A 22,834-nucleotide genomic window follows, 5' to 3' on the forward strand; every position below is an offset into this window, starting at 1 on the left:
CAATTAATCATCAATATATGGAGCTCCTGCATTTTTTAATAAGGCTTCTAATTTGTCCATAGAAATTTTAATGGCTTTCAATTCATTTTCAGCTTTATTAAGCATAGTATTAATAATCTGCATTTGTATTTTGTTGGTCTCCGTTGGACCATAAGTAGAGCGCTCTAAACTTAAATAAATAGTAAACATCTTATCACTTACAGACGGCGGATTCTTTTCACCAATTTCTAGTTTGGCTTGGTTGCCATAATAATAAGATTTTAAAGTATTGATTTTAGCTCTTATTTCATTTAATTGCTTTATACCAGATTCTGTATTGGCCGTACTGTTCATTAATGCTTTGTGTAATGCTTTAGTCTTTTTCTCAACTTTGCTTATAGATTTATCAATTGTAGATGCCAAACGTGATGCGTTCTCGTAACTTCTCCAAAACGCTGAAGCAACCTCAGGAGAGGATCCTTCTAGGGTGTTTTTATAAAGTGGCTTTAAATTAAATTCCATAGGAGCGTCTAATTGTTTTAAATCTCCATTATGAGATAGATACATGGTAACGCTATAGATTCCTGGAGGCGCTAATAGTCCTTTAGGTGATTCAAAATCAATTGAAATATTGCTTTCGTTTAAGTCTATTGGATTTGGACTAGGATAGCGTAAATCCCATGCTGTTCTATTTATTCCATATTTAGGGTCCTTAAATATATTACGTATCACTTCACCAGCTTGGTTCTTAATTACAAAAACCAACTGCGGCTTTTGTTCTAGGGTTTCAGCTTCTAAGGATTCCCATCCTGGGAAAGGGATGTTCTGATTTTTAAAATTCTTTTCTTTTGTTTTACGCTTCTCTTTTTTCAATTGTGGCACTTCTTTGAGGTAATATGTAAATACAGCACCAAAATCTGGATTAGGCGCCACAAAATGAGAATCTCCTTGGCTGCCTTTATTTGCTTCAAAACTTAAGTGAGATTGCTGTATATACCACCAAGCATCACGTACCGGAAATAATATAGCTTCAGCATTTAAATGGTCTTGAGATACTTCTCTCAAAGCAGAATAGTCATCTAAAATGAAAAACCCACGACCAAAAGAGGCGGCTATTAAATCGTTTTCACGTTTTTGTATTGCTAAATCCCTAAAAGATATAGTCGGGACATTTCCTTTTAAAGCCGTCCATGACTTTCCGCCATTTACCGAAAAGAACAAACCAAATTCTGTACCAATAAATAAGAGGTTAGGGGAGACATGATCTTGCACTAATCGCCAAACCAAATGATTTGTTGGAATTGAGCTAGATAAAGACTCCCATGATTTCCCTTTGTTAGTACTCATGTACAAATAAGGCTTAAAATCGCCATATTTATGATTATCTAAAGCTACATAGACCGTATTCGCATCATGCAAGTCTGCTTTAATATCATTAACAAAAGCGGTCTCAGGTACACCTGGTAATTGATTTACTTTTATCTGTCTCCAACTTTCACCATCGTTTTCGGTTACATTTATGAAGCCATCATCAGTACCTGCATAAAGTAAACCTTTTTGTTTAGGTGATTCAGAAAGTGATGTGATGGTATTGTAATTAGACATCGCATAGACATCCCAAGCGTTATCCCAAGATTGTTGTCTTCCCATTATTGGTAGGGTAATACGTTCTTCGTTTTTTGTTAAGTCCTCAGATATTGGTGTCCATGAGTCGCCACGATTATCAGATTTCCAAACACGTTGTGATGCAAAATAAATTGTAGAAATTTTATGTGGACTTACTAGTATTGGTGCATCCCAATTGTAACGTTGAATGGCATCACCGACAGCTGGTTGTGGTTGTATATCAACAGCCTCTCCAGTTTTCATATCTAAACGAGACAATGTGCCTTCTTGTCGTTCTGCATACACTATATTAGGATTACCTGGTTCTGTTGCTGGCTGGTGACCATCCCAATTGAGAACCACGCGCCAATCACTGTTTTGTATACCGTGAAGGTTATCAGTACGTGAAGGACCTCTTTCTGTACTATTGTCTTGTGTTCCTCCGTAGATGTTATAAAATGGCTCAGCATCATCTACGGCAAGCTTATAAAACTGTGTAACTGGTAAATTTTCTATGTATTTCCAAGATTTGGTTAGATCAAAGGATTCGTATAAACCACCATCTGTACCTACTAATAAGTAATTAGGGTCATTCTTTTTAAACGCAATAGCATGGTTATCACCATGCTTATTTTTATTGTTCATTCTGTAAAAAGTTTTCCCGCCATCATCTGAAATCTGCATGGTATTATCCATTAAATACAAACGATCATTTTGGTGTGGAGATGCAAATAATTCTTGGTAATAATGTGGTCCTGTACCTCCAGAAATAGTATTAGACTGTTTAGTCCATGAACTACCACCATCGTCTGAACGGTAAATGGCACCTTTTCTACGATCCAACTCTAAAGCCGCATATAACACATCTGGATTATGAGGTGAAATGGCCAAGCCTGTTTTACCCAAGGCAGTTTTGGGTAAGCCATTTGTGAGTTTTTCCCAAGTATTGCCACCATCATCACTACGATATAGTGCTGATCCTGGTCCATTTCCAATATAAGCGGCCACAGTTCTATGACGTTGCCATGTCGCCGCATACATTCGATTTGGATTTGTTGGGTCATAAACTAATTCTGTTGCACCTGTCCATTGGTCATCACCTAATGTTTTTTTCCACGATTTACCGCCATCTATACTTTTGTAAAGACCACGTTCTCCGCCTTTATTCCAAAGTGGGCCTTGTGCTGTAACCCATATAATGTCACTATTCTCTGGATGGATGATGACTCTAGAAATATGCTGTGAGTTCTTCAATCCCATATTAGTCCATGTTTTACCACCATTATCACTACGATAAACACCATCACCAAAACTAACATGACGACCACCAACATCTTCACCAGTGCCAACCCAAATGGTATCTGGGTTATTAGGGTCTATAGAAACTGCTCCGATAGAGTAGACGGTTTCATTATCAAAAATGGGTGTCCAAGTGGTTCCAGCATTTAAGGTTTTCCATACGCCACCAGAACCAACGGCTACATACCAAATATTTTCGTTATGAGGATGAATGGCAATATCTGCAATACGACCGCTCATAAATGCAGGACCAATACTTCGAAGTTCGAGGCCTTTAAATGGATCTTTTTTTGTAGCATCCTTTTTTTGGGCTGAAACCAAAAAAGTTACGAGGAATGATAGGATACATGTGCAAAATATACGAGATAATAGCTTCATTTTTTGATTGGTTGGTTAGTCTATAAAGTTAAAGAAAATCTTATAACTAATTAAGGGTGAAAATGTATTTAATTTTTAAATAAATTGATAGTATATTAAAAATCGCCAAATAAACTATCAGTTTATTTTTGGGTTGAAGTGCTTTCTGAAGACTATAGGCAAGAATGGATTTAAAACTTCTATGTTTTAAATTTCATTATATTTAGAATAGTTTATAATACACATGGATATAAACGATAAGAATCAATCGCAGAGCTATATTGTTACTTCTAATTTATGAAATACAACGCCTTTATTTCCTATAGTCATTCAAAAGATTCAGTACTCGCACCACGTATAGAAAGTGCGCTAGAAAAGTTCGCAAAACCACTATTCAAGAAAAGAGCGCTCGAAATATTTCGTGATGCCAATGATCTGTCTGCATCACCTGATTTATGGGGTAAAATTGAAGATGGCCTAGATGAATCTGAATATTTCATTTTCATGGCATCAGAAAGGGCCGCCAAATCAAGATGGTGCAAGAAAGAAGTAGAGCACTGGAAGGCAACGAAATCCATGAATAATTTCTTGGTTGTTCTCACTCAAGGTGATTTAGTTTGGGACGAAAGTACTAATGATTTTAATTGGTCTAGAACTACAGCCATACCTAAAAACTTATCTGGTGCCTTTAATAATGAACCTCTTTATGTAGATTTTAGAGAAGGCTTTGGCAAGGAAGAGCAATTATCACTCGAAAATCCTAATTTTAAGAACAATATCATTTTACTTGCTGCGACACTTCATGGTAAATCCATTGGCGATATGGTTGGTGAGGCAACACTGCAACACAATAAAACCTTACGAATTAGAAATTCAGTCATCGCCGGATTATCTACTTTACTTATTGCAGCGATAGCACTGGCTGTTTTTGCATTTAATCAAATGAACATAGCAGAATTACAACGCCAAGAGGCCAAAAAACAAGCTAATAAAGCATTGTTGGGAAACTACATATCAGCAGTGCAAACCGAGATGGGTGAGGACCCTACTAAAGCGTTAAGATTAGCGGAATATGCATATAGGTTTGCCAAAAACAATGAATTACCTCGAAAAGATATTACCACAAAACTCATTCAAGTATTCTATAGTGGTAACGATTTTTATTTGACTTTTGATGAAAACAAAAAGCCTACCACAGATAGAAAACTATTCGCAGAACCACCATTAGATAAAGATGTTTATGATAATACAAGAATCCCAATATCTAACAATGATATTTTGCACTCCTTAGATAAAAAATATGCACTTATAACCCGAAATAATCGTGGTGTCTTGATTGAACCTGCTTTGTATAAGTATTGGAATTATTTTTTTCCATCGGTACGAAAACGAAAGACATTTATGAACAACCGTTATCCGGTAACTAATTTATTCTTTCTTGATAATGGCGACAAAGTCCTAACCGAAAGTCAATACTGGCCATGGGATCCTGAAGAATTTAGGCCAATGTCAGATGGACATGACGAGTTTTATTACCATAGCTATAAAACGGAGGCTTGGCCCTATATAGAGGACCTTCAGAATCAAATGACTGATAGTGGATTAAAGACCTTACTCTTTGGTGATCTTTTACCTGAAAAATTAAATATAAGATGGCCATTAGATATAAAAACAAGGGTTTCGAGCCCCATAAAATTTTATAGTACTGATAGTATTATGTATGCCAATAATTTAGGTGTGTACTTAAAGAATGGTGAGCGATTATTTAAGTTTGACATGCCCATGGATGATTTAACATCAAATTACAGGTTTGGGTTTTCTGAAGACAATCAATTCTTTTATGTAGATTTTTACCCTGTAGCGCCAGAAATACCTGAGCTCGAAAGGCGCTTTATTTTTCCGCTTCACCCAGAATTAATTATTCATCGCCTAAATACAATGTTTCTTCCAGATGAAATGGCTGAGTTAACTGAAGAAGATAAAAAGCGATTTTTAATAGAATAATAGAAACTATGTATTTGTCCTATAATGCACTAGAAATATGTAAACATGGGCCTTATTCCCAAGTTATCTATGTATAAATAAGTGAAATACTCATCTTCTTTGCAGGACTATGGTGGTTATTTACCTGTATCACTATGTGTTCTTAATGCTTGTTTAACTTTCGAAATTGTTACTCCAAACATTTAATAATCATAGTTTTAAGACATTTTTTAAATTGTATTTAGTACTTTTAGAATAATACCACTATTTGGATACGCTTTTCAGTATTAATTTTAAAAGTATAAATTATGAGACTATTAAAAATTACTATTCTGCCCTGTATCTTAACCTTCTTTACTGCTGTTCATACACAGAATATTGCAGATTTCACTTCAATTACTCCAGTTGCGCAAACCGATGAATTTGTAATAGCATCGAGTCATGTTTTTCAAAAGATAGCTGAAGTAGGTGACCCACTCACTCAAGGAGGAACTTTTAAACCCAAACCAGATTTTACAGCTTATGTGCCAATTGCCAATAGTAGTACTAATGGTTATTTAAGCATCAATTCAGAAGGCAGTGCTCTAACTGATGGCGGTGGTGGTGTTATGGTTTTTGATATAAATTTTAATGCAACAACGCAACTTTGGGACACTACAAGTTCTGAAGACCTCGATTTTTCGAGTGTTGGTGGTACAGCCGCAAATTGTTCTGGTACAGTAACATCATGGGGAACGGTTATCACTTGTGAAGAAGGTAGCGTACCTGATATATTTCCTCCTTTTGATGGTTATAATGATCTTGGATGGAATATAGAGATTGACCCAGCTACAAAAACGGTCCTGGCAAAACATTATGAAATGGGCAACTTTGCTCATGAAAATGTAGCCATACACAGCAATAATCGCACAGTCTATCAAGGTGCAGATTCTGATCCAGGTTATCTGTACAAATTTGTAGCAGATAATGCTCAAGATTTAAGTAGCGGAAGCCTCTATGTTTTTCAAGGCCTTAAAAATGGCGCAGGAGCATGGCTTGCTTTGAATAACTCAAACCAAGCAGAACAAAATAGCACCTTAATTCAAAGTGGTGTAACAGGTGTTAATGCCACTGTATTTGATGGTATTGAAGATGTGGAAATTGGACCAGATGGCTATATTTATTTTGCCGTAAAAGGTGAAGGTACAGTATATCGATTTACCGATTCTGATGCATTAGAAACCACCGCATCCACAGTAACTATGGAGACGTTTGTAGGAGGTGGCGCTAGTTACGATATATTTGATGGAACCAGTACAACAAGTGTACCATGGGCTAATGGAAATGACAATCTAGCATTTGATGGTCAGGGCAATTTATGGGTATTTCAAGACAGTGGCAACAGTTACATTTGGGTTGTTAAAAACGGACATTCACAAGCAACGCCAGATGTTGAAATTTTTGGAGTTGTTCCCACAGGTTCTGAACCTACAGGTATTACATTTACGCCTGATTATAAATATTTATTTATGTCAATTCAGCATCCTAGTGTAACAAACAATGCCAATCAGATGGACATAGCTGGTAATGAGGTAGACTTTAATTTAGGTACCACATTAGTAGTTGCTTTAGCTGAAAATTTAGGACCGTCTTTATCTGTTGAAGATGAAGCCTTAAACGCATTTAATATGTTTCCAAATCCATTGAATCCCTCTAATAATTTGGTAATAAAAGGAAGCGAGATTAACAATATTAAGCTCTATTCGCTACTAGGAGAAACCTTATTAGATGTTGATTATCATGCGGTTAATGAGGTTCAATTAGATCTTAAAACTATGAATTCTGGCTTATATCTTATTAAAGTAAACAACAAAACAACTCGCAAAATATTGATTGAATAATTTTAAAAAACCATAGTATTAGAGCGAGTAAACATTCTTTTTCAGAAATCTAGGAAAGATTGACTTAAGGCAAATCTTTCTGAAGATTCACGAATGCCTATTTACCAAAATATTAAACAAATGAGTAAAGGGTAGAGTAGTGGAGGCAAATCGAAATTTGAGATTCGGTTGAGTGTAATAAGACTAGTTACTTCTAATAAGTTAGAGTATAACGAAACCAAATAGCTCAAATAAGATTCACGAACACCTATTTAATTAATAGAAGGGTTGAGTGAGTAAATGCTTGTGGAATGAATTTAAATAAACTATTACTCAAACATTTACGGTTTTCCCTTACCTAATTTCCTACATAATTTTGTAAATTTAAGCTCTCCCTATAATTAATTAATTTTATACTATTAATCATTTAGGTTAGTATGACTTATAGTCTCTAATCAGCAATTTTATTTGTCATTTTATGGAGCATATTTTAGATTTAGAAAAACAGAGTGAACAACTTATTAAATTATTCAAAAAAATATCTGAAGGTAATTCTATACTGTTTCTTGGTGCTGGTGCTTCAATAAGTGAGAAGAAATATCTTAGTAAAGAAATTATTGATAATTACGAAAGTTATTTAGGAAAAGAATATAATCAGCCTGATATCACAAAATTTGTTGACATTTTATCTGCAGACCCAGAATTTGATAGAGATCATTTTGATAGAGAAGTTGTAAATATGCTTTCAAAATATAAGCCTACAGATGGTCATTTGACAATGGCATCTATAGTTTGGAGAGAAATAATTACCACAAATTATGATTTACTAGTTGAACAAGCTTTTGATAAAGTTAAAAGTTCAACTAATTATGCTCATGATTTAGTTCCAATTAAAGAGCATAAAGATTATAATTATAGAGTCAGTAACTCAGAAATTAAATATGTGAAACTTAATGGTTGTTTACAAGATAAAAGAAAATATCCATTTGCTTTTTCTACTGATGATTTTGACAGAGTAAACAAATTTTACAAAGTAGTTTTAAATGATTTAAAAAATTTATCGGATAGAATATCTTTTATCTCAGCTGGATATTCTTTTAGTGATTCCTTTGGAAATGATTTATTAGAAAAATATGATTCTTATAATTTTAGAGATAGGAAATGGATTTATAATATAGACCCTTATCCAAATGAAAACGCTTTACATTATTATAAACAAAAAAGAATAAGTATTATCAAATGTTCTTTTGAAGAATTTTTTAAGAAATATGAAGAATGGAATAATTCACAATTAGAAGCTGTTGTTAAGAGAAAAAGAATATCATTCACAAACTCTCAACAAGCGAGAATTAATATACCTCATAGACTTGCAATTGACTTAGAAAATGTATTAAGGCAATTAAATTCTCAAAACACTAGTGCCTTTTTGAAAGATGTTGATTTTTATAAAGGAGAAGAGCCTAATTATGATATAATTAGAAGAGGTGTAGATGTCATAAAAGAGGATTTGTATAAAGAGGTAAGAACTCAGATAGAAACTAATATTAGTGGTGCTAATGATCCTTTTCTTCCGATTTTTTTCTTAAAAGGTGATTTTGGAATTGGTAAATCAACTTTCACTTTAAGATTAATAAATGAACTTTCTAATGATTCAGAATTAGAATTGGTTGCATTCGAAATTCTAGATTTTTTAAAACTTAAAAAGGAAGATTTAATTAGTTTATTTAACATCAGTAATGCAAAAAACATTATTCTATTTTGCGATGAATTAGAAGTTGAAAGTTCTTTTAAGGCGATGATAGAGCTTAGAAGAGAATTGAGTATTGAACAGTTTAATGATTTTAATGTGTTTTTCTTAGTTCCTATTCGAGAAAATATTCTTGAAAAATATAAGCTGCAAAGAGATTTTAAAAGAACTTATGAGATTCCCGTTTCCGCAAATTTTTCAGATAATGAGATATCTGAATTACTAACTAAACTAAAAAATGTTGGATTAGTAAACTATCGTGATGCCTCACAAAAGAATGAAATTTTATCTAATATTAAGAATATATATAAGAATGATTCGTTTGTTTCTCTTTTAAAATTAGTTACAAATGGTAAACATATAAACGACTTATTGGATGCTTATAACCAACTTTCTTCTGATTCCCAAAAAGCATTTCTTTATACAGCTTTACTACACCAATTTAAATTAATGATGCCTGCTAGTTGGTTAAAGAATTTAGTGTCACAAAACTGGGAAGATTTTATAAAAAATGTAGTTCAAGCTGAAGGCAAAGGTATACTGGTTCAAGAATATGTTAACTCCTATGGAACTGAACCTGACCTATTTTTTAGAACAAAACATTCGGTAATAGCAGAAGAATTAATAAAAAAAATAGAACCAAATAAGGATAAACAATTTAAGTTATTTGAAAAGATGTTGAATTCAATCGACTTTGGAAAATCTAATTCTTACCTAATAAATAATCTACTAAAAACTCTTGTAAGGTCTGATTATTATTCTGATTCTAAAATAGAAAAATTATTTGATTTAGGATATACAAGATTATCAGATGACCCACACTTTTTACTTAATTACTCTATCAATTTACAAAGAAGAAGAACTAAAAAATCTTTAAGAAAGGCACTTGAAGTATTAGTTTATGCGGAATCATTATTGTCTAGGAGAAATCATCGTTTTATACACCGCAGAGCGTCTATAAATTATGAATTAGCAAAGCTATTGTTTGATGAAAATGAAGAAGTAACAAGTTTTGTTAGTATTTATTTAAATGAGGCTAAAGAACTTTTCAATATTAAACAGTTAATGGATCCATTTTCACCATATAGTTATACTAGCTATATTGTATTGCTGATGTGGGAAATGAAAAACTTAAACTTTGATGATGTAGATAAAATAGCTCAAAGAATACAAATAGAAGAATTATTCGAATTAGCTGAAAACACAGTAACAGATGATATAAATCGAATCTTAGAATTAAAAGCTAAATATGTTTCTACCGTTAGACATTCAGTAAATTTAAATGAATATAAAGAATATTTAGATGGAATTTATGCTGACCAGAATTTAAGACCGTATGCGTGCATTTTATTGTATAATTATAATGAGGATAATAAGGAGAAAATTGATGATTGGTTTGTTAATTGTGAAGAATTAATTAATGAAATGTCAAACTACACAGAAAATAATGAAGTCGTTAAGTTCTTAGTTAAATACTATGGTAGACGTTTGTTTGATGTAAATAATAGAATTAAATTTTTAAGACTATGTAGAAAAAATTCATTTTTAGAAGATGAAATACCTTTAAGATATTACTATTTCAACTTTATAGCTGAGTCATATAATTTACATTTTAGAGATGGTATAGAATATTTAAAACAAATTAAAGGTAAATTTTATGGACTAAATCCCTCTTTTCATTACGTGTGGTCGGATTCAGATGGAGAAGAATTAATATTTGATGGTACTATTAGTCAATGGTATAAAACCAAATATAAGGCTGTCAAAATAAATCAATATCAACAGTTTATACAATTAATAAAAGGTAATTATAAAAATTATAAACTAGGAACAAATGTAAAGATAAAATTGCATTTTTATTTATATGGAATAAAAGCTGAAATTATTAAAGAAAAAGAAAATGAGTTAATTTAAAGCTCTCGACCTCATAAAATTTTATTCACAAGCATTTCTGTTTTATAAAGTGAGCTCATGAATCTTAAATGAGAAATTTGACCTCGCAAGCTCAATCGAATCTCATTTTGCGATTTGGCTCAAACAATAGTAGAGAGGATTTCTTTTATGTTGTAAACATTACTTTAAATTTGTGAATTAGATATGAAACATTATTTACACAAAGGGAATTCTTCTTTAAAAATGCAATTCGTAATGTTATTGCTTATTGTTTTCAATCTATGTCCAACCGTCAACTTTGCTCAAGATAAATTAGTTACTCCTTTACCGGTAGATCTTAATGATACTTTGACCTTTAGTAAAGAGCAAAAGGGGGTTTTTGATAGACTTGCACAAATTATAAAATTTAGGGAAAATAGAGACAAAAAAGAAAAGGAAAGAATCTACAAATTTATACTTGAACTCATTAATGATCAAAATTTAAGCATTGATTCGAACACGAATGAATTGACTAAATTATTAGATTCTATAATTAAAATAGACAGTATCAATAAAAAGACTATGACTAATAAAGAACTTATAGATTCTTTAAAAGCCAAAGATATAGATTCATTTGAAGTTGCCTTTAAAGCACCATTAGATACTGTTTTTAAGAAGCGTATGGAACAGCATCTTTTGGATCATAGAGCGATTGATTATACAAAAAGTCCTAGCAAAAATATCAGTAACGATAATATAAAAACTGACCCTATTATTTCTACTAAAACTATTGTCATACTATTGATAGTCTTAGTTTTAATATCAATTTGTGTCTTTTTGTTGTATAAAAAATATGGTTGATCCTATTTAAACTTGGCCTCATAAATTTTATTCATCTCATTTTTATTTTTTAAATAAGAATTCATGGAGCTTATAAACTGTATTCATTTTACAAGTTCTATTTTACATAATATTAAACATACCATGTTACGTTTCAACGCTAGGCGCTATAAATCGCGTATTTCAAAATTTCTTTAGACTAGTGCAGAATTACGCAATTATAGAAGCTGTGTTTATAAGGCTTGTCCTAATCAGGTTATTATTAAAAGGCTACAATGAATAGTTTTTATAATATCACAATTAGGCTGAAACACTATTATAATTTAATTATCCAGTGGATGATTAGTTTTTAATACGCAGTGAAAGTGGTTTTAGTTTTAAACCCACATTTAGCTTGTACATAATCTTTCACGTTATAGGACACTGCGTGTCGCTAGAACTAAGATTATGTCAAATATCGCAATTATGCGCTATTACGCTTTTATATATAAGTGTCCTATAATTTACGCTTATCATAATCACGTTCGATATATAACAGCTACGCAGATTATAGATATGTAGCCACGTTAGTGTTTAGGTTATAAATTAATTCATCAAGCATCAATTTGTTTCAATATTGAATCATCCAATGGATAATTAAATATTGAAAGTATGTTAAATATCGCCCAAGGGCGGTATTACGCTTTTATATACAAGTGTCCTATAATGTACTTGCGTTATGTACAACATGGGCTTTGGTTAAAAGCTCATGTTAGTCTTCTTATTGTAGAAAAATTTAATCTAATAGTTTCTTTACTCAGTTAATGGAACACTCTTTTTAGAAAAGGGCAGAGGAGTGGTGGAAAATGTGTGTGGAATGGAATATGTTTATTGTAATTTAAAATAAGAACCTATCAAAATATTTGATTTCAATAGGTTCTAATTTATAGTTTTTAATGATCATCTTCTTTCGTTTCACCAGATTGATTCATTTCCATAGCATGATCGTATTTACAACATCCTGGTAAACCATCATAAGCTTCTAAATCACCTACAACTTTTTCAGTATCGTAACCTGATTCTGCGATTGCATTATGAATTGCCATTGCATCTGTTTTGGTATCATCAAAAGACACATCTATTTTCTTTTTGTCTACATCCCAAGTTGCATTAGCTACACCTTCAATTTTGTTCGCCGCTTTTTCAATGGTGCTTTTGCACATTCCACAATTTCCTCTTACACCAAATGAAATGTCTGCCATAGCCATTTCTTTAGATGCTTCTGTTGTCACTTCTTTTTCTTGTTTGTTTTCATTTTTACAACTTGTTAAACCCATAGCCATTATTACAGCTACACTTAAAATTACTTTCTTCATTGTTTAAAAATTTAATTGTTATTATTCTATTACTTGTTTTACTTCTCCACAGGTAAGCATTGCATCACCAAAATATGGATTGATTACTTTTTCTTCTTTACTCAACCAGTATGCGCCATTGTTATTATCTGCCATTGGACAAAACTCTACATACACTTTTTCATTGACACCAAATAATTGAACCGCATTGATTAGATGTGATGATAAATGCTTGAAATGGTCTCTTTGAGTCTTTATTACAGAGGTTTTAGAAATAGATGTCGCAGAAGATTGTATGTCGCCTGCTAATGACATCCAATGTGTGTGAGCATTATTGTCTGATAATAATTTCATATCCACTTTACTTAAATTGTTTAATAAACTTGTTGCATTAACTGAAGTGTTTTTTGAATCTTCTTTAACTAAAGCATCTTTTAAATTGATATAATCATTGTAAACAACTTTTAATTGTTCTTGGAATTTCTCTGATACTGTCAATCTTTGGTTCATATTAGTATGGTCACTTTCTTTGTTAGATGCATTGTTATCCATACCTAAATGACCTTCGTGTCCAGTCATTACTTTACCACCATCTTTATTCATCATAGACTTTTTCCCTTGTAATTGTGCTGCTGCATCAACCGTAAATATACCGTTAGTTACGATTTCATTGCCAACAAATAATCCTTCTAAAACTTCATATTCATTACCGATTTGATTGCCTAAAACAACTTCACGCATTTCAAAAACGGTTTGGTCTGGATTGGTTTTTAAATAGACAACAGAACGTTCACCTGTCCAAAGTACAGCAGATGCTGGAATTGTTAATACCTCATTATTACTACTTGAAACTCGTTCAATATTTGCGGTTACAAACATTCCTGGTTTAAATACATCGTTTTTGTTATTAAGCACCACACGTAAGGTTACTGTTCTTGTTTTAGTATTTAAAATTGGTTCAATGAAATCTACTTTCCCTTTAAATTCCTTATTAGCATAAGCGTTTGTAGTCACTAAAACTTCTTGTCCCTTTTTAAATAAATCGATTTGATTTTCATAGACATCAAAGTTTGCCCAAACTGTATTGAGATTTGCAATTTTAAGCAATGGTTGGCCTTGTTTTATGTAATCGCCTTGTTCTACTAATTTTTCGGTTACTGTTCCTGAAACGGTTGCATAAACTGGAAAGTTTTCTTTTACTTTTTGAGTTTCTTCAATCTGATTGATTTGATTTTCAGATAGCTTCCACAACTTCAATTTATTACGAACCGCCTTGTACAATGCAGGTTGTGATTCCTTTAAAGATGATGCTGTAATTAACTCTTGTTGTGCTGCATACAATTCTGGCGAATAAATGGTTGCTAATAATTGACCTTTACGGACTTCTTCTCCTGTAAAACTGATATTCAAACGTTCTATTCTACCCGAAAAATAACTTACTTGTACTGCATTAGCTTCTTCATTTTCAGCAATTTTACCAGATAATTTAATTGTGTTGCCATCAACATTTCCTTTACCGACTATGGTTGTTTGAATATTTGCCAATGCCATAGCATTTTCTGTTAACTTGAATTGGTCTACTAATAAACCATCAGAGCTATTTTCAGCAGGAATTAAATCCATACCACAAATAGGACAATCGCCTATTTCTGGTTGCATAATCTGTGGATGCATAGAGCACGTCCACATTTGATTAGTTTCTGTTACTGTATCATGATTGTGCTCTGTTTCTGTATTTGATGAACCACCAAAAAGGAACCATCCCATTAGAAGTCCCACAGCTAATATTCCGATATAAATTATATATTTTTTCATCTCTAATTATTTTTTCTTCTTTTTTAATATTTTTCTGATTGATGGTGACGATGTGTACCATAGTAAAAAGCCACTCAAAACCGTTATTAAACCTAACAACGAGAATGCTCTTAAAACTACTGTATTAAAGTTATCTCTACCTTCATAATCCATTGTGTGCGTCATCCATAAAAAATCGAACCAACGCCAACTACGATGTCTTACAGTTTGAAATTTTCCATCTTTTACGGACACATAAGCTTTTAATGCTTCGTCAGATTTATAAGAAATCACATAAGCTGGCAATAACTTTTCTCTATACTCGTGGTGCTTTCCAGTCTCATTAATTTGCTCTACATTTTCAACTACCAAATCACTTTTCATATAGTTTTTTGCTATATAAAGTGCTTCATCTTTTGTGATGCTATTCTTTGGGCTTCCATCAATAGCACTGTATAATTGTTTTTTATTTACCCAATAGTAAGGTGTATTGTTAATGTCTCTCAATTCAATAGTATTGATGCCATTAGCAACATTGAGTTGTGATGGGCTAATTAAATTATTGAAAGCTTGTGGTCGATAATCTAAATTCTTGAAATGGTCGCCGTGAATATCATCGATATTCGTCCAACTAAAGTACAAGCCACTAATTGTCCAAAACAAAAACTGAATACCTAAAAACAAGCCTAAATATCTATGGGTTTTTCTAATCTTTAATGCTGTATGTCTGTTTACCATTGTTTTAATTTATTAGCATTAATACTGCCATTACAATCATAATGGCATTTTCAATAAACGTGGCTTCTGTCATAGGAAGTTTCAGAGCTGTACCTAAACAAGCACATCTAATAGATTTTTTATCCAATAATGTTTTTGTAACTCCAACAGTTGTAATACCTAAAACAACAAGTGTTACTATTAAAGCAATTTCTACTTTAAAGCGCATTAAAAACATTAGACCCAAAGCAGTTTCAATAAATGGATAAATCCAACCATAAGCAGGAACCTTTTTTGCAAATGGGTCGTACATTTTGAAAGATTCTGGGAAACCTTTTAAATCTAACATTTTGAAGAAGCTAAACACGATGTAGAATAAGCCCATAAAGTCGAGCATAAATTTACCCCAACTCCAGTCTTTATAATGTAATAATACACTTGCCATTGCTATATAAAAGATGATTAATAGTAAGGGCTTTAATTGTTGTAGTTTGCTTTTTTCTTCTTCCATTGGCATTGTCGTCATACTTGAAGATGCAAACACATTCTTTTCTTGCTTTTCTGATAAGGTATACTTTTCTGGTAATGCTTTTTGTAATATATCTGTTGAAATATGTTTATTCATATTTACTTCTACTTCACCTTTTCCGAGATTAACTTCAACATTAGTTACATCTTCTATGTTTTCTAAACTTTTTTCTACAGATGCTTTACAACTGCCACAAGTCATTCCTGTAATTTTATATGTATGTTTCATTACTATTGTATTAAATAATTAATAATTGTGCTTTGCACATAGTAGCCCTTAATAGACTCTATTTGGTTCATTTGAAACTTTAGTTGCAATTCCTGAATATCCAAAACATCATTGAAATCTATCGTTCCTGTTTCGTAACTTTTGATTAAGATGTCTTCTGCATCTTTAGCTTGTTTTAAATTCTTGGTTTGAGTCTCATAACTTATTCTTGCCGAAATACGTTCATTAATTGCCTTGCTTAAAAGTGTTTCCAAAGTGTTTAATCGTTCTTGTTTTTGAGCTGCTATTTCTCGCTGTTCTAACTCATTTTGCTTGGTTTGAGATTTATATTTTTTATTAAAAATTGGGATTGACACCGAAACCATTGGCATCACAATATCTTTACCGTTATCCGAGAAATTCATATTTGGTCTTTCAGAAACATTGATATAGTCTAATCCAAAACCAATCATAGGACTACTTTCTTTTTGGTTAAGTAATTCTGATTGTTCTATGGATTGAAATAGTTTATCATACTTCAACAATTCGGGATGTAATGCTAAATTTTCAGTTATGATTTCAAAGTCTTCTGAAGGCATCATTAAACTATCTACCACAGTAACAGCAACATCATTTTCTCTATTCAAAAGATTATTAAGATTCGTTAGATCTGCTAAAAACTGTTGACTTAAAACATCTTTTAATTGTTGCATTTCATTTTGACGCATTTGTAATCGCAACACATCTACAGCAGATGCTTTACCAACCTCAACCGATGTTAGAGCCAATGTCTCATAGGTTTCCAATAGTTTAATATTTTCTATTAGCACCCTTTGTTTCGCTTTGTTGGTGTATAAATTATAGTAGGATTGTGATACAGAAGCCATCAATTTTCGCTTTGCAATAACAATGTCTTCATATCTTGCATCCGCTAATGAACTGATATAATTTTCTCGTGAAGTAATTGTACCAAACCACGGTAACATTTGATTAGCCGATACTTTAAAGCGTTGCGCTCCTGTTCGTGTTTCTGGTTCGCTCACAAAGTAACCTACACCAAATTCGGTATTAGGAATTGTATTGACTTCGTTTACCTTTTCAGAAACTCTTTTGTATTGCAACTCAAATTTTTGAATTTCTGGATTGTTAGTCAATGCTACATCAATAAGCTTTTCTAACTCTTGACTTTGCGCAGAAAGCACGAAGCATAAAGCACAAAGAACAAAGACCGTTTTTATATTGATTTTTATGTATTTCATTTTGTTGCTCTTTTAAGTTGAACTTCGGATTTCCAGCTATATAATACTGGCACTACAAATAGGGTTATTAAGGCTATGAGCATTCCGCCAAAACTTGGTATTGCCATTGGAATCATAATATCGCTTCCGCGTCCTGTAGATGTGAGTATTGGTAATAATGCTAATATGGTCGTAGCTGTTGTCATTAAACAGGGTCTGATTCGTTTTTCACCTGCTTCAACTATTGATGCTCTAATCTCTTTCCTGTTTTCCGGTGTATTTCTATCGAATGTTTGCGTTAAATAGGTCGCCATAACCACACCATCGTCTGTTGCAATACCAAAGAGTGCAATAAACCCAACCCAAACCGCTACACTTAAATTAATCGGATGCATTTGGAATAAGTCTCGCAGATTTTCGCCAAAGAAATTGACGTTTAAAAACCAATCTTGACCGTAGAGCCATATCATTATGAATCCACCAGCAAAAGCAACTGCTATTCCTGTAAATACCATTAATGAGGTTGCCACAGAACGGAATTGGAAATACAGTATCAAAAAGATGATTGCCAATGCTAATGGCACAACAACAGATAAGGTTTTTTCTGCTCGTAATTGATTTTCGTAAGTTCCTGTGAATGCAAAGTTGATACCTTTTGGTACTATTAGCTCACCAGAATCTATCTTTTCTTGGATCAGTGCTTGTGCATTTTCAACAACGCTTACTTCTGCAAAACCATCTAATTTATCAAACAAAACATAACCTACTAAAAAGGTGTCTTCACTTTTAATGACTTGTGGCCCTTGTTCGTAACGAATGGTTGCCAATTCGCTTAATGGAACAGGACTGCCTTTTTCAACTGGCACATAAATCTGTTGTAAGTCTGTTGGATTTGCTCTTAATTCTCTTGGGTATCGCACACGAACACCATAGCGCTCACGACCTTCAACCGTTTGTGTTAAAACCATACCACCAACTGCGACTTTTAATACGTCTTGCACATCCTGTATAGAAATTCCGTAACGTGCAATTTTCTCTCTATCAATATCAATTAACAAATAGGGTTTACCAACAATTCGGTCTGCAAAAACAGCTTCCTTTTTAACGCCTTCAGCTTCCTTGATAATGTTTTCTAATTGCACACCAAACGCTTCAATTTGATTTAAGTCTTGACCTTTTACCTTTATTCCCATTGATGCTCGCATTCCTGTTTGAAGCATTACTAGTCTGGTTTCAATAGGCTGCAACTTTGGTGCTGACGTCACACCTGGTAATTTGGTTACTCTTATGATTTCTTTCCAAATATCATCAGGTGATTTAATTTCTGGTCGCCAATTACGATAGAACTCGCCATCATCGTCTTTTATTAATTGAGACCTTTCGACTGCATTTAAAGAGACATTTTCTGAATTATTCGGATTTGCAATTAATCTGCCATCCTTCAATTCAAACAAATCATCCTCATTGATTTTGTAGCGTTGACGTTCTCCATCTGTATTCAGCATATATTCAGATTTATACTGAATCATATTCTCATACATAGATAGTGGAGCAGGATCTAGAGCCGATTCTGTACGACCAGCTTTTCCAACAACAGTTTTAATCTCAGGAATACTAGCAACAGCCATATCTAATTGCTGCAAAACACGTTTGTTTTCTTCAACACCAGAATGTGGCATTGAGGTTGGCATTAATAGAAAAGAGCCTTCATTTAAAGATGGCATAAATTCTTTACCTGTGTTTTTCATAATAAAAAAACCAGCAATAACAATGGCAGTTGGCACAGATAAGAATAGCAAGTTGTTATCTAAACACCATCTTAAAATACGCGTGTAATATTTTCTAAATAAAGTAAAAACACCTAATAAACCAAAACATATAACACTCACAAAAATGAGATTCCAAAAGATGCTTTTATCAACTCCTAGAGGTCTCCAATAATCAGCTAACAAAATTACTATTGCAGTTACGGAAATGATGATATTGATAAGGTTAGCACGTTTTTCATTAACTATTTGTTGAAGTTTTAAGACACCTGTAATTCCAAAGCCTATCAAGATTAGTGAAAACCAATAACCATATATAATACCGATTATTCCAACGACAATTAAAGCTGTATTTAAAATGTAGCTAAAACTCTTTTTAATACTTTTTCTTTTAAATAGAAACGCTGCAAATGGTGGAATTAAAAACAACGCCACAATAATTGAAGCAGTTAAAGCAAAGGTTTTTGTAAAGGCTAATGGTCTAAATAATTTCCCTTCTGCACCAATCATAGTAAAGACTGGTATAAAACTAATAATCGTTGTCATTACTGCAGTAACTATAGCACCAGATACTTCTGAGGTAGCATTATATACTACTGAATTTATTGGCAGTTTTCCATCATCTTCATCTAAATGCCTAATAATATTTTCGGAAAGTATGACACCAACATCGACCATTGTACCAATAGCAATAGCAATACCAGAAAGTGCTACAATATTGGCATCTACACCAAACAACTTCATAGCTATAAATACCATGAGCACAGCAACTGGTAATAAGCCCGATATTAGTATAGAAGCTCGAAGATTAAATACCATTATGATAATCACGAGTATGGTTATCAAAATCTCTAATGTTAAGGCTTCATTTAGTGTGCCTAATGTTTCTTGAATCAGTTCTGTCCTGTCATAAAAAGGTACAATAGTAACTTGAGAAGTTCTTCCATCTGCTAAGACTTTAGAAGGTAATCCTGCGCTTAATTCGCTTATTTTTTCTTTTACATTGTTAATGACTTCCATTGGATTAGCACCATAACGTGCTACTACGACAGCACCAACAACTTCTGCACCTTCTTTATCTAATAATCCTCTACGTGCTGTGGGACCTAACGATACTTTGCCTATGTCTTTAATTCGTATTGATGTAAAATCTTCAGAAATAACGACTGCATTTTCTATATCTTCTATAGATTTCACATAGCCCAAACCACGTACTAAATATTCTGCTTGATTAATTTCTAAGGTTTGAGCACCAATGTCATTATTACTTTCTTTTACTGCTTTTACTACGTGATGCAATCCAATATTATATTGACGCATCAATTCTGGATTAACATCTACTTGATATTCTTGAACGTAACCACCAATAGAAGCCACTTCAGATACACCACTTGCAGACGATAACGCATATTTTACATAGTAATCTTGAATGCTACGTAACTCTTGTAAATCCCATCCACCAGTAACATTTCCGTTTTCATCACGACCTTCAAGTGTATACCAAAATATTTGCCCTAAACCTGTGGCATCTGGTCCCAAAGCAGAATTAACACCTTCAGGTAACAATCCGCTTGGTAATGAGTTTAGTTTTTCTAGGATGCGACTACGACTCCAGTAAAACTCTATATCTTCTTCAAAAATGATATAGATACTTGAAAACCCAAACATAGAAGAACTACGAATAGTTTTTACGCCAGGAATTCCCAATAGGGAAGTGGTTAGAGGATAGGTAATTTGATCCTCGATATCCTGAGGAGAACGGCCATCCCATTTCGTAAATACGATTTGTTGATTTTCGCCAATATCTGGTATGGCATCTACTGCCACAGGATTACTTGGTAAAAACCCTGTATCCCAATTAAAAGGTGCATTAACAGTTCCCCATCCTACAAAAAGAAAGAGTAGGAGTACTGCAACGAGTTTGTTTTCTATTAAAAATTTGATGCTTTTATTTAGCATTAGCTTTGATTATTAAACAGTTAGACATTGGCGTTAAGAAAACACCGAATACAACAAATTATCCTTATAACATTACAGTTATAGGATAACATAGTCTATTGTTTAAAAATCAAATTAAATACGTCTCGTCTAGCTTGTAGAGCTGCCTTATGACGAGTGGTGGTTCATATACTTCGTAGGACGTTACATTCTTATCTAAACCTTCAAAAAGATTAATATAAGTGTAAACAAATGAAGTTATAAATAGTTGCTGCTCAAAAGTAATGTTGTCAACTTGAAATTGTAATTCGTCTTGACCATCAACTAATGATTGTTCGTTTTTACAGCAATCCTTTTTTGTAATTGCACAACCTTTACTAGAAGGCTTTTCCATTTCCATTCCACATCCTTTTGCTTTTTGGAAAATTGCAGTTTCAACTAAAGTATCACCACAATAATGCATGTTAATTGTAAACGACATTGTAGAGAACAACACTACAAAAGCCATTGCAAAAGACATTATTTTATGGAATACTTGTTTCATATTTGTATACAAAGGTAAAAATATTCTAGGCTTTAATGACAATATCTTGTTAATTTAAATAGTATTACAACAATTTGCAAGTGCTATTAATCTGTTATTATGTAAAATAGAATCTCAATGTTTAGCTTGGCCTCATAAAATTTTGGTCAAAACAATAGGCGAAATGAGCGTACATATTTTAGGCTATACAAATGCAATTATCCTGAGGATGATTGTAATTGGATACAACGCTTTATTAAATACTTGTTTCAAATCGTATTTACCTAAAAATGTGCACTGTACATTTTCTTAACAGCAAATAGTCTAAAATATAGCGAATGAGCCGTTAATTGTTTCCAAAATTATATACTATTTTAAAGAATTGATTGATTATCAATTTTTAAAATACCTAATAAAGAATTTTTGTTTTAGTAATAATTTAAAATGTCTACCAGACATCTTAAATTATTAGTGTTTCAAGACAAAAGATATTAGAAACTAAAAAAAGATTATTTGAAATTATAAATATAGCAAGTGAATAGAATTTTGTTTTTTTTCAAAATTTATGCTCTTGTGGCAATCCACGAGAATCGTCTAAAATTTTTTAACACGTACATTTTGTAGTTTACGCGATTTTTAATAGAAGTAAAAAGTTAGCTTTTATTGTGCGGCTGGCAAGCGGCTGGAAATTGAGTTATAAATAAATTGTATTGTCAATTTGATTTATATAAACAATCGAGCGATTGGCAGCGGACATTTGACATAACGGCAAATTATAGGACATGTGCTTTTTTAACGCTGCGAAGCAAACCGTTTCTAGTTTAATGCCCAAGTACTGCACATTAAAACCATTAATAATTAAGCTTCTGGGATATTTTACATAATATCATTATAGTTGACTAATGGTATGTTCTTCTCAAATAACAAATAATAGCATTTGTCCTATAATTTATATTATGTAAAATAGTATTTATAAAGAACAAGTCATGTAACGTCCACTCTGTATCTTCATATCATCATCCACTGGATAATAATATTCAGATAGTATGTAAAATAGTATTTTTACTAATGGACTCCATACTTCTCTTTCAGTTTAAAATTTCTTATCTTTAAAGAGCTATTAATCAAATTCTTACACCTTATGAAATAACTACGTGTCGTTATTCTGTTAATCTTGTCCCTTTTTGTGAGCTTATCTTATATCACTTCATTGCATTAAAGCGATGACAATTTAAATTTTATTCGAT

The 22,834-nt window shown here is 32.6% G+C and carries 12 protein-coding genes; 4 read left to right on the plus strand and 8 right to left on the minus strand.

Annotation, left to right across the window (positions count from 1 at the left end; genetic code table 11):
• Nucleotides 1-3: 3 nt before the first annotated feature.
• Nucleotides 4-3,261 (minus strand): WD40/YVTN/BNR-like repeat-containing protein, encoded by a 3,258-nt coding sequence (locus tag ACFWV9_RS10230; protein WP_411895115.1) that lies wholly within the window; start codon nt 3,259-3,261, stop codon nt 4-6.
• Between the two features lie 276 nt (nt 3,262-3,537).
• Here ACFWV9_RS10230 and ACFWV9_RS10235 point away from each other — a divergent pair, with 276 nt between their 5' ends.
• The 4 genes from ACFWV9_RS10235 (at nt 3,538) to ACFWV9_RS10250 (ending at nt 11,562) form a co-directional block, all read left to right on the plus strand.
• Nucleotides 3,538-5,244, plus strand: coding sequence for a toll/interleukin-1 receptor domain-containing protein (locus ACFWV9_RS10235; protein WP_411895116.1), 1,707 nt, complete (start codon nt 3,538-3,540; stop codon nt 5,242-5,244).
• A 287-nt stretch (nt 5,245-5,531) separates the two neighbouring features.
• Nucleotides 5,532-7,103, plus strand: a complete 1,572-nt coding sequence (locus ACFWV9_RS10240) for an alkaline phosphatase PhoX (protein ID WP_411895117.1) — start codon at nt 5,532-5,534, stop codon at nt 7,101-7,103.
• Between the two features lie 457 nt (nt 7,104-7,560).
• Nucleotides 7,561-10,743, plus strand: coding sequence for an SIR2 family protein (locus ACFWV9_RS10245; RefSeq protein WP_411895118.1), 3,183 nt, complete (start codon nt 7,561-7,563; stop codon nt 10,741-10,743).
• 183 nt (nt 10,744-10,926) lie between these two features.
• Nucleotides 10,927-11,562 carry a hypothetical protein gene (locus ACFWV9_RS10250; protein ID WP_411895119.1) on the plus strand — a complete coding sequence of 212 codons (636 nt, stop codon included), beginning with the start codon at nt 10,927-10,929 and terminating at the stop codon, nt 11,560-11,562.
• Nucleotides 11,563-12,473: 911 nt separating this feature from the next.
• On the opposite strand, the gene ACFWV9_RS10255 is transcribed toward ACFWV9_RS10250, so the two are convergent.
• From ACFWV9_RS10255 to ACFWV9_RS10285, 7 genes are all read right to left on the minus strand, one after another.
• The gene (locus tag ACFWV9_RS10255) at nt 12,474-12,896 is read right to left on the minus strand and encodes a heavy-metal-associated domain-containing protein (RefSeq protein ID WP_411895120.1); all 423 of its coding nucleotides are present in this window, start codon (nt 12,894-12,896) and stop codon (nt 12,474-12,476) included.
• A gap of 21 nt (nt 12,897-12,917) precedes the next feature.
• A complete protein-coding gene (locus tag ACFWV9_RS10260) occupies nt 12,918-14,690 on the minus strand; it encodes an efflux RND transporter periplasmic adaptor subunit (protein ID WP_411895121.1) in 1,773 nt (590 codons plus the stop codon).
• Nucleotides 14,691-14,696: 6 nt separating this feature from the next.
• A complete protein-coding gene (locus ACFWV9_RS10265) occupies nt 14,697-15,407 on the minus strand; it encodes a PepSY domain-containing protein (RefSeq protein ID WP_411895122.1) in 711 nt (236 codons plus the stop codon).
• 4 nt (nt 15,408-15,411) lie between these two features.
• Nucleotides 15,412-16,143 carry a heavy-metal-associated domain-containing protein gene (locus ACFWV9_RS10270; protein ID WP_411895123.1) on the minus strand — a complete coding sequence of 244 codons (732 nt, stop codon included), beginning with the start codon at nt 16,141-16,143 and terminating at the stop codon, nt 15,412-15,414.
• A gap of 2 nt (nt 16,144-16,145) precedes the next feature.
• Nucleotides 16,146-17,381 carry a TolC family protein gene (locus ACFWV9_RS10275; RefSeq protein ID WP_411895124.1) on the minus strand — a complete coding sequence of 412 codons (1,236 nt, stop codon included), beginning with the start codon at nt 17,379-17,381 and terminating at the stop codon, nt 16,146-16,148.
• The gene (locus ACFWV9_RS10280; RefSeq protein WP_411895125.1) at nt 17,378-21,085 is read right to left on the minus strand and encodes an efflux RND transporter permease subunit; all 3,708 of its coding nucleotides are present in this window, start codon (nt 21,083-21,085) and stop codon (nt 17,378-17,380) included. The genes ACFWV9_RS10275 and ACFWV9_RS10280 overlap by 4 nt, the downstream gene beginning before the upstream one ends.
• Before the next feature lie 109 nt (nt 21,086-21,194).
• Nucleotides 21,195-21,608, minus strand: coding sequence for an HYC_CC_PP family protein (locus ACFWV9_RS10285; protein WP_411895126.1), 414 nt, complete (start codon nt 21,606-21,608; stop codon nt 21,195-21,197).
• Between the last annotated feature and the right edge of the window lie 1,226 nt (nt 21,609-22,834).

The sequence above is a fragment of the Winogradskyella sp. A2 genome, assembly GCF_046762865.1.
GTDB lineage: Bacteria > Bacteroidota > Bacteroidia > Flavobacteriales > Flavobacteriaceae > Winogradskyella.

Excerpts from the sequence above, each read along its gene's own strand:
- ACFWV9_RS10230 (WP_411895115.1), bottom strand. The coding sequence starts at position 3,261 with ATGAAGCTATTATCTCGTATATTTTGCACATGTATCCTATCATTCCTC.
- ACFWV9_RS10235 (WP_411895116.1), top strand. The coding sequence starts at position 3,538 with ATGAAATACAACGCCTTTATTTCCTATAGTCATTCAAAAGATTCAGTA.
- ACFWV9_RS10240 (WP_411895117.1), top strand. The coding sequence starts at position 5,532 with ATGAGACTATTAAAAATTACTATTCTGCCCTGTATCTTAACCTTCTTT.
- ACFWV9_RS10245 (WP_411895118.1), top strand. The coding sequence starts at position 7,561 with ATGGAGCATATTTTAGATTTAGAAAAACAGAGTGAACAACTTATTAAA.
- ACFWV9_RS10250 (WP_411895119.1), top strand. The coding sequence starts at position 10,927 with ATGAAACATTATTTACACAAAGGGAATTCTTCTTTAAAAATGCAATTC.
- ACFWV9_RS10255 (WP_411895120.1), bottom strand. The coding sequence starts at position 12,896 with ATGAAGAAAGTAATTTTAAGTGTAGCTGTAATAATGGCTATGGGTTTA.
- ACFWV9_RS10260 (WP_411895121.1), bottom strand. The coding sequence starts at position 14,690 with ATGAAAAAATATATAATTTATATCGGAATATTAGCTGTGGGACTTCTA.
- ACFWV9_RS10265 (WP_411895122.1), bottom strand. The coding sequence starts at position 15,407 with ATGGTAAACAGACATACAGCATTAAAGATTAGAAAAACCCATAGATAT.
- ACFWV9_RS10270 (WP_411895123.1), bottom strand. The coding sequence starts at position 16,143 with ATGAAACATACATATAAAATTACAGGAATGACTTGTGGCAGTTGTAAA.
- ACFWV9_RS10275 (WP_411895124.1), bottom strand. The coding sequence starts at position 17,381 with ATGAAATACATAAAAATCAATATAAAAACGGTCTTTGTTCTTTGTGCT.
- ACFWV9_RS10280 (WP_411895125.1), bottom strand. The coding sequence starts at position 21,085 with ATGCTAAATAAAAGCATCAAATTTTTAATAGAAAACAAACTCGTTGCA.
- ACFWV9_RS10285 (WP_411895126.1), bottom strand. The coding sequence starts at position 21,608 with ATGAAACAAGTATTCCATAAAATAATGTCTTTTGCAATGGCTTTTGTA.